This window comes from Intestinibacillus massiliensis (assembly GCF_900155735.1).
Taxonomy (GTDB): Bacteria; Bacillota; Clostridia; order Oscillospirales; family Butyricicoccaceae; genus Intestinibacillus; species Intestinibacillus massiliensis.
Map to the genome: position 1 here is coordinate 27,540 of NZ_LT707060.1, position 7,962 is coordinate 35,501.

Annotated in this window: 8 protein-coding genes; 3 read left to right on the forward strand and 5 right to left on the reverse strand. The window is 65.2% G+C overall.

All coding sequences use genetic code 11. From position 1 onward, the window contains the following. Nucleotides 1-58: 58 nt before the first annotated feature. A complete protein-coding gene (locus CZ203_RS11510) occupies nt 59-262 on the reverse strand; it encodes a DUF896 domain-containing protein (protein WP_087066275.1) in 204 nt (67 codons plus the stop codon). Between the two features lie 181 nt (nt 263-443). On the opposite strand from CZ203_RS11510, the gene CZ203_RS11515 reads away from it, so the two are divergent. The 3 genes from CZ203_RS11515 (at nt 444) to CZ203_RS11525 (ending at nt 3,479) form a co-directional block, all read left to right on the forward strand. Continuing rightward, a complete protein-coding gene (locus CZ203_RS11515; RefSeq protein WP_087066276.1) occupies nt 444-1,709 on the forward strand; it encodes an O-acetylhomoserine aminocarboxypropyltransferase/cysteine synthase family protein in 1,266 nt (421 codons plus the stop codon). Between the two features lie 3 nt (nt 1,710-1,712). Next, a complete protein-coding gene (locus CZ203_RS11520) occupies nt 1,713-2,171 on the forward strand; it encodes a GNAT family N-acetyltransferase (RefSeq protein WP_087066277.1) in 459 nt (152 codons plus the stop codon). Nucleotides 2,172-2,327: 156 nt separating this feature from the next. Continuing rightward, entirely contained in the window at nt 2,328-3,479 is a 1,152-nt protein-coding gene (locus CZ203_RS11525) for an MFS transporter (RefSeq protein ID WP_159456494.1), read from the forward strand. A gap of 62 nt (nt 3,480-3,541) precedes the next feature. Here the strand turns inward: CZ203_RS11525 and CZ203_RS11530 are convergent, their stop codons facing one another. From CZ203_RS11530 to CZ203_RS11545, 4 genes are all read right to left on the reverse strand, one after another. After that, nucleotides 3,542-4,570 (reverse strand): GGDEF domain-containing protein, encoded by a 1,029-nt coding sequence (locus tag CZ203_RS11530; protein WP_087066279.1) that lies wholly within the window; start codon nt 4,568-4,570, stop codon nt 3,542-3,544. Nucleotides 4,571-4,747: 177 nt separating this feature from the next. After that, nucleotides 4,748-6,337 (reverse strand): RICIN domain-containing protein, encoded by a 1,590-nt coding sequence (locus CZ203_RS11535; protein ID WP_087066280.1) that lies wholly within the window; start codon nt 6,335-6,337, stop codon nt 4,748-4,750. Between the two features lie 218 nt (nt 6,338-6,555). Then, the gene (locus tag CZ203_RS11540) at nt 6,556-7,692 is read right to left on the reverse strand and encodes a sodium ion-translocating decarboxylase subunit beta (RefSeq protein ID WP_087066281.1); all 1,137 of its coding nucleotides are present in this window, start codon (nt 7,690-7,692) and stop codon (nt 6,556-6,558) included. Between the two features lie 16 nt (nt 7,693-7,708). Beyond that, nucleotides 7,709-7,962: acetyl-CoA carboxylase biotin carboxyl carrier protein subunit (locus tag CZ203_RS11545; RefSeq protein WP_087066282.1), on the reverse strand; the 254-nt coding region annotated here is incomplete at its 5' end.

A 7,962-nucleotide genomic window follows, 5' to 3' on the forward strand; every position in this document is an offset into this window, starting at 1 on the left:
CCCGCCGATTCCAGCATCCCGATGGCGCGCTGCGCCGGGGCGGGCAGGGGGAATCTGGTCATTTCTTGGGGCGCAGGCGGTAGGATGTGCCGTCCGGGTTCAAAACGACGGTATTGTCAAGCTGCGCCTTCAGGCTCGCGCGGAAGCCCGCGATATATTCTTCCCGCAGCGCCTTCTGCTCGGCCTGCTCGGCCGGGGTCAGACCATCGGCCTTGGCCTTTTTCGCCAGTGCGTTGATGCGGTCGATTTTGCTCTGTTCCATAAAAAACTACGCTCCTTTTTCTCTGCTCCCTACATTATAGCAGCCAAAGTGGCCGGAAACAAGGTTTTGCTTGACTTAAGGGGCGCGCATGTTACAATTAAAGCTAAGGGCACGGGGCCGCGCCGCCCCGTGCGTATGGTATGGCAATATGAATTTTTAAGATACAGATGGAGGAAATACCATGAAGATTGAGACCAAATGCCTGCATGAAGGCTACAAGCCTGAAAACGGCGGCCCCGGCGTGATGCCGATTGTCCAGTCGACCACCTACCGCTTCGACTCGACCGCTAAAATCGCCTCGCTGTTCGACATGCCGACCGAGTATATGTACTCCCGTTTCGCCAACCCGACCTGCGACGCGGTCGAGAAGAAGATCGCCGCGCTCGAGGGCGGCGCCGCGGCCATGCTGACCTCCTCGGGGCAGGCGGCGAGCCTGCTGTCCATCCTGAACCTGTGCTCGGCGGGCGACAGCTTTATCGCGGCCACCACCATTTACGGCGGCACGATCAACCTGTTCGGCGTGACGCTCAAAAAGCTCGGCATCGAGTGCATCTGGGCGGACGCGGAGGCCCCCGCGGAGGAAATCCAGAAGCTGTTCAAGCCCAATACCAAGGCCGTGTTCGGCGAGACGCTCGCCAACCCCGCGCTGACCGTGCTGGACATTGAAAAGTGGGCGGGGATCGCGCACAAAAACGGTGTGCCGCTGATCGTGGACAATACCTTCGCCACGCCCATCCTGTGCCGCCCGGCCGAGTTCGGCGCGGACGTCGTCATCCACTCGACCACCAAGTACATGGACGGCCACGCCGTGCAGGGCGGTGGCGTCATCGTGGACGGCGGCAAGTTCGACTGGGCGGCCTCGGGCAAGTTCCCCGACTTCACCGAGCCGGACGAAAGCTACCACGGCGTGGTGTACACCCGCGAGTTCGGCAATATCGCCTACATTATCAAGGCGCGCATGCAGCTGATGCGCGATTTCGGCTGCTATCCGGCGGCGCACTCGGCCTTCCTGCTGAACCTCGGCTTGGAAACGCTGCCCGTGCGCATGAAGCAGTACTGCGAAAACGCGCTGGCCGTCGCCCGGCACCTGGAAGCGTCGGGCAAAATCGCGTCCGTTCGCTATCCCGCGCTGCCCGGCAACGAGCACTATGAGCGCGCGCAGAAGTACCTGCCGCTCGGCACGTCCGGCGTCATGTCCATCGACATCAAGGGCGGCCGCGAGGACGCGATGAAATTCATGGACAGCCTGCAGCTCGCCTGCAACGAGGTGCATGTCGCGGATATCCGCACCTGCGTGCTGCACCCGGCCTCCGAGACGCACCGCCAGCTGACCGACGAGCAGCTGGCCGCGGCGGGCATCCAGCCCGGCCTTGTGCGCGTGTCCGTAGGCCTTGAAAACGTGGAGGACATCATCGCCGACCTCGACCAGGCGCTCGCCCAGATTTAAGCCATGGTGATCCGCAGATTTACGCCGGATGACCGGCAGGCCTATCTGGGGCTCGCGGCGGCCTTTTACGCGGACGGCGACGCGGTCGACCACCCCGTCCCCGCGCACCACGCCGCGCGCACGTTTGACGCGCTCATGGCGGGCACGCCCTATGCCGACGCCTTCCTCGCGGGAGAGGGCGGCGCGCCGCTCGGGTTCATCCTGCTCGCCATCACCTGGTCGAACGAGGCGGGCGGCCTGACCGTGTGGGTCGAGGAACTGCTGACGCTGCCCCAGGCGCGCGGCAAGGGCGTCGGGCGCGCGCTGCTCGATCAGGCGCGCGAGGCCTATCCGGGGGCGAACCGCTTCCGGCTCGAGGTCACGCGGGACAACGCCCGCGCGATCCGGCTGTACGAATCCATCGGCTACAAGCCGCTGCCCTACGACCAGATGATCCTGGATTTCCCGCCCCCCGCGCCATAAGGCATAGAAAAGCCCCCTACCCGGTGCGCCGGGTAGGGGGCTTTTCCCATTTGCGCCGCCCGCGCGGCTTGTGAGATTTGGCAAGAAATCGCATTCCGCCGCGCCGTGCCCTCTGCTATAATGGACGGAGAACGACTAGAAAAGAGGTTCCCGCCTATGCAGTACCCCGTACAGCAGCGCCTTTGCAAACTGTCCACCTTCCTGTTTGCCCTGTGCACCAATATGCTTTCGCCGCTGATCCTGTCCATCGGCGGCGACTTCCATGCCAGCCTGCAGGACACCGGCGCGCTGTTCCTGGTATTTTACGCCGGGAACTTCGTCGCGTGTATTTTCTGCGGCAAGCTCCTCAGCGTATTCGGCAAGCCGCGCGCGCTGCGCGCAAGCATGTTCGCCATGGCGGCGCTGACCGGGCTGATGGCGGCCGCGCCGCACTTCTTGGCCATCTGCGCCATCCTGTTCCTGCTCGGGTTCATCGTGCTGGTCATACAGGTCGCGAGCGTATCGATCTGCTCCGCGCTGTCGGTGGACGGCGCGGCCTCGTCGGTGGCGGGGGTGCAGGCGTTCAGCGCGCTCGGCGCGTGCGGCGGGCTGCTATGGTCGGGCGCGGTGTTGACGCTCGGCCTGTCCTGGCGCATGAGTTACCTGTTTTTCGCGGTTCTGACGTTCGCGGCTTCCATCCTGTTCGTGCGCGTCGTATTCCCGGCGCTGCCACAGGAGCCTGCGGGCGGCGCGCGGGAGCTGCTGGCCATCCTCCGGCAGCGCCGGTTCCATCCGACATTCCTGTGCCTGGCGCTGTATGCGGGCGCGGAGACCGCCATTTGCAGCTGGCTGGTGACCTATCTGACGCGCGACCTCGGGTTTTCCTCGCTCGCGGGTTCGGCCGTGCCCGGCCTGATCTGGACGGGGCTGTTCATCGGCCGCCTGGCCTGCGCGCGGCTCGCGCGCACGGTGCCGGTGCGCCGCATCCTGATGGTGCTGATCCCGGTGGGCGCGGCCTGCGTGCTCGCGCTGCCGCACCTGCGCGGCGCGGGCATCTGGATTGCCGCCGCGGTGCTCGGCCTGTTCCTGTCGGGCTGCTGGCCATTCCTCGCCTCGGGGCTAGTGGACGACCCGGCGTATGACAGCGGCACGACGCTGTCGCTCGCGTACCTGTTCAGCTTTTTCGCAAACGCCGTCGCGCCCTATATCATTGGCGCGGTCGCCGACCATACGAGCCTGCCGGTGGCCATCACGGTGGACGGCCTGATCTTTTCGCTGCTTTTTGTGGTGTTCCTGTTGTTTTGGGGCAGGAAAAAGGCGGCTGGCTGAACAAAACTGCAAAAGAACCCCCGCCGTGGCCTTTCCGGGCATGGCGGGGGTTCTTACGGTTTTTATTTGCCTGCGGCGGCCTCCAGCGGGTAGATATCGTGCTGCAGGCACACGTCCACGCCGCTAGGCAGCGCCTCGCTGTACCGCAGGCTGATGCGGCCGCTGATCATCTCGGCGTTTTCGTGCGATGCGCCGACGACCATGATCAAGAACTGGCCGCTGGAATACTGTGTAAACACGTCGCCCAGGCGCAGGGACGACTGGATCGTGCCCTTGAGCAGGCCGACCATCGTTTCGCGCAGGTCGGGCGGGAGATAGCCTCCGGCGCGGTCGGTCAGGGTGATGAGCAGCAGGTAGACGCTGTTCGTCGAGCGCAGCAACCCGCGTTCGACAAAGCGGTAAATGCACTGGAACGTCGCGTAATCCTGGCAATACGCGCCCGGCTCGACTTCCTGCTCGCGGAGCTGCCGGCGGATCTGCACCATGTCGGCGCTGATGCCCTCGGCCTCCACAGGGGCGCCGCCCGGCGTAGCGGGGCGCTCGGTGACCTGCATGCCCTCTTCGTAAAAGACGGCCGTGCCGTTTTTGGCCTGCTTGCCCGCCAGCAGCGCCTGGTCGGCGCGTTCAAACAGGGCGCGGTAATCGTCGCCTTCGCGGGCGTAGGCCACGCCGACCGTGATGCCCAGCCTGCGCGCCACGCCCAGGTCGCGCCCGATCTGCATGACGCGCTGGCGCAGCTGGCCGGCCTTGGATTCGATAAATTCCGGCGCGTGGGTGCCGGTCAGGAAGAGGACGAACTCGTCCCCGCCGACGCGGCCTGCGATATCGTCCTTAAAAAACAGGTAATAACGGAGCACGCGGCCGATCTCCTGCAAGGCCTGGTCGCCCAGCAGGTGCCCGAACCGGTCGTTGACGCGCTTGAATTCGTCCACGTCGAGCGCGAGCAGCACGCCGCCCCCGGTTTCCCGGAGCAGGCTGTCGACCCGTGCCTGGGTTGCGCCGCGGTTAAGCAGCCCAGTCAGGGAGTCCCGGTCGGCCAGCTCCCGCAGGCGCGCGTTTTCCGTGCGTAACGCATCCAGTTCCTGAGTCATATCTTCGCCTCCACATTGTGCTGTCGCGGGCGGCGCCCCCGGCGTGCTTGCCGCCCGGGACGCGCCCTTATCCCGTTCTCCCTGTTATTGTAGCAAATTATCGGGCGGATGAAAAGGAGCCATGTTGCCATTCCGCACTTTTTTGGGGTTCCCACCGGCGGCGGGTACCTGCGCCTGCTATACCTTAACCGGGTACTGCGCGTACCGCAGCAGCGTGATATGGTCGCTGTCCTGCGTGAGCAGCGCGCTGTAGGGAAATGTATGGAGGTGCACCTGGTTGGTATACCCCCAGTTTGCGTCGTACACGCCGAAGCCGTCCGCGTCGCGCCAGAGGAACACCATCGTGTGGGGCTTCGGCTCGTCGAACTGGAGGATATCGCCCGGCAGCGCCTGCGCGACCAGCGTGCGGATGTTCTGCTCGTTATATTGGCTGCGCCCGATCCGGGAGACCCAGTAGAGGTTGTCCGTGATGGGGATGCCCGCATAACTCCAGGCCGCAAGCTGCGTGCCGAAAAGCTCATGCCACACCTGGCGGGCAAAGCCCATGCACTCGATGCCGCCCTGGTAATAATAATCGTCCGGGAGCTGGTACCCGTCCGGGTACTTGCGGGCTAGGCGCTGCAGCTTGGCGGAAACCAGGCTAGTGTCCGGCACCGCGCCGCTGGGGGCGGCTTCTTTCGCGGGAAGCAGCATCCACTGCTGCGCCGCGTCCCCCAGGTAGGCGCGCAGCACGAGGCTGCCGTCCACATTGGTCAGCGCCAGGCCGGCGTCCGACAGCATGCGGATGCTGTACGCGCCGCCCCCTTCCGGGTAGAGGGAAAAGTACTGGCTGTCCGTGCCGTTTTCCGTGTACAGGTAGGGCAGGGCGCCCGCCTGCACAGGGTTGGCATTGACCGCCTTGCCGTCCGCGGAAAGCAGGCGGGACGCGCCGTTTTGCAGGGCTTTGAGGGTGAAACGCTGGCTGGCGGCGCCGCTGCGCGCCATGACGTACAGCCTACCATGCCCGCCGTCCGCCTCTTGCAGGGCGGTAAGCGCGCCGCCCGAGGCCGCGCAGATTTCGTATAGGCCGTCCGGCACGCGCGCCGCGCCCCCAGGCGCAGGGAGCGTGCTGCCCGGCCATACGCCGGCGGCGCGGGCGGCGTCCTCGGGGAACACGCCCGCTTGTACCAGCGTTTCCGCCAGGGTGAGCGGGCTGCCTTTGCTGCGCGTGCGCAGGGCGGCATAGGACAGGCTGGCCACATCGCCGCGTGTGAACGCGCCGCCGCGCTGCCAGCGCCCCGCCTGCCCAGCGTCGGCAAGGCCGAGGGTCACGGCTTTATCGGCCGCGCCCGATACGGTAAAGTCGCCCGCGGATTCGGTGTAACCGAGCGCCCGCAGCAGCCAGATGCAGTACTGCGCCGCCGTCGCCTTTTCAGCCGTGCCGAAGCGCCCCGTGCTGACGCCCTTGGTCAGCCCTTTCTGGTAGCCGTACCCGACATAGCCGTCGCCCCAGGCGGGCACGTCCGTAAACGGGTGTGGGGAGGGCGACGCTTGCGCCGCGGTTTCCCAACCGAGCAAGCGGATGAGCATTACGAAGCCTTCCAGCCTCGTAGGGGCGTTTTGCAGTGAAAAACCGTCCGCATCCCCGTGGAATAGGCCGAGGGATTTGAGGGCGTATGCGCACGCCTCGGCCTGCTGCGCGGCGCTATCCGACGCCGCCCGCGCAGGGGGGGCGCCCGCCGTGCAAAGCATGACGGCGCAAAGGATCATTGAGAGGAACCGCTTCATGTAATACACTCCTGTCGTATGGGTTTGTCCCCCTGCCCGGCCGCCGCACATCCCCCTGGGGCGCGCCGGTGAATTGTAACCAGTATACCACAAAATCCCTGTTTGGGGAATGGCAGGGCGGGGATCCCCTCCTCTTTTTTCTGCCCCTGCGCAAGGCGGGGATCATAAAGCCCCCGGTTCCGCAGAACCGGGGGCTTTCCCTTCGGGTTAAGTAACGCTTAGCCGCCGAACACCTTGAGCATGAAGCCCGCGGCAACCGCTGAGCCGATTACGCCGGCCACGTTCGGGCCCATGGCGTGCATAAGCAGGAAGTTTGCCGGGTTGGCCTTCTGGCCTTCGACCTGCGCGACGCGCGCCGCCATCGGCACGGCGGAAACGCCTGCGGAGCCGATCAGCGGGTTGATCTTGCCGCCGGACAGCTTGCACATGATCTTGCCGAAGACCAGGCCGCCTGCGGTGGACAGCAGGAAGGCGAGCAGGCCCAGGATGATGATCTTGATGGTATCCCAGGTGAGGAACGATTCCGCGACCGCCTTACAGCCGACCGACAGGCCGAGGAAGATGGTGACGATGTTGCACAGCGCGTTCTGCGCGGTGTCGGAGAGGCGCTCCGTCACGCCGCATTCGCGGAACAGGTTGCCGAGCATCAGCATGCCGATCAGCGGCGCGGTGTCCGGGATCAGCAGGATGACGATCGTTGCCACCGCGATCGGGAAGACGATCTTTTCGGTCTTGGAGACCGGGCGGAGCTGCTCCATCTTGATCTCGCGCTCCTTCTTGGTCGTGATCAGGCGCATGAGCGGCGGCTGGATCATCGGGATCAGCGCCATGTACGAATACGCCGCGATGGCGATGGCGGGCAGGTACTTGATCGCCAAACGGGACGCGACCAGGATGGAGGTCGGGCCGTCCGCGCCGCCGATGACGCCGATGGCCGCTGCGACCGACGGGTCAAACCCGAGCGCGAGCGCCAGCAGGAAGGCGGAGAAAATACCGAGCTGCGCCGCCGCGCCGAGCAGCAGCGAGGACGGGCGGGCGATCAGCGGGCCGAAATCGGTCATCGCGCCGATGCCGAGGAAGATGATCGAAGGATAAATGGCCTTTTCGACGCCCTGGTAGAAGAACCAGAACAGGCCGGAATTTTCGTTCAGGATGCCGGTCAGCGGGAAGTTCGCCATGAGCACGCCGAAGGCGATCGGCACGAGCAGCAGCGGCTCGAACTTCTTGACGATGCCGAGGTACAGCAGCACGAACGCGATGATGATCATGACCAGGCTGCGCGGGTCGTTGAAGAAGGCGGCAAAGCCCGACTCGCCCAGGATCTTTTCCATGACCCCTATGAAGGAGAATTGCATGTTCCTCTCCTCCTTATTACAGTGTGCACAGCACGGAGCCGGTCTCCACCGCCGCGCCCTGGGAGACCGCGACCGAAGAAATCGTACCGTCGTGCGGCGCAAAGATTTCGTTTTCCATCTTCATCGCTTCCAGGATAAAGAGCACGTCGCCGCGTTTGACCGCTTGGCCGGCGGCGCACTTGACCTGCAGGATGGTGCCGGGCATCGGGGAGACGATGGGTTCGCCGCCGGCGGGCGTGCCGGACGCGGCGGGTGCGGGCGCTGCAGCCG

Coding starts and splice junctions, on each gene's coding strand:
- CZ203_RS11540 (WP_087066281.1), bottom strand. CDS start 7,692: ATGCAATTCTCCTTCATAGGGGTCATGGAAAAGATCCTGGGCGAGTCG.
- CZ203_RS11530 (WP_087066279.1), bottom strand. CDS start 4,570: ATGACTCAGGAACTGGATGCGTTACGCACGGAAAACGCGCGCCTGCGG.
- CZ203_RS11515 (WP_087066276.1), top strand. CDS start 444: ATGAAGATTGAGACCAAATGCCTGCATGAAGGCTACAAGCCTGAAAAC.
- CZ203_RS11520 (WP_087066277.1), top strand. CDS start 1,713: ATGGTGATCCGCAGATTTACGCCGGATGACCGGCAGGCCTATCTGGGG.
- CZ203_RS11510 (WP_087066275.1), bottom strand. CDS start 262: ATGGAACAGAGCAAAATCGACCGCATCAACGCACTGGCGAAAAAGGCC.
- CZ203_RS11535 (WP_087066280.1), bottom strand. CDS start 6,337: ATGAAGCGGTTCCTCTCAATGATCCTTTGCGCCGTCATGCTTTGCACG.
- CZ203_RS11525 (WP_159456494.1), top strand. CDS start 2,328: ATGCAGTACCCCGTACAGCAGCGCCTTTGCAAACTGTCCACCTTCCTG.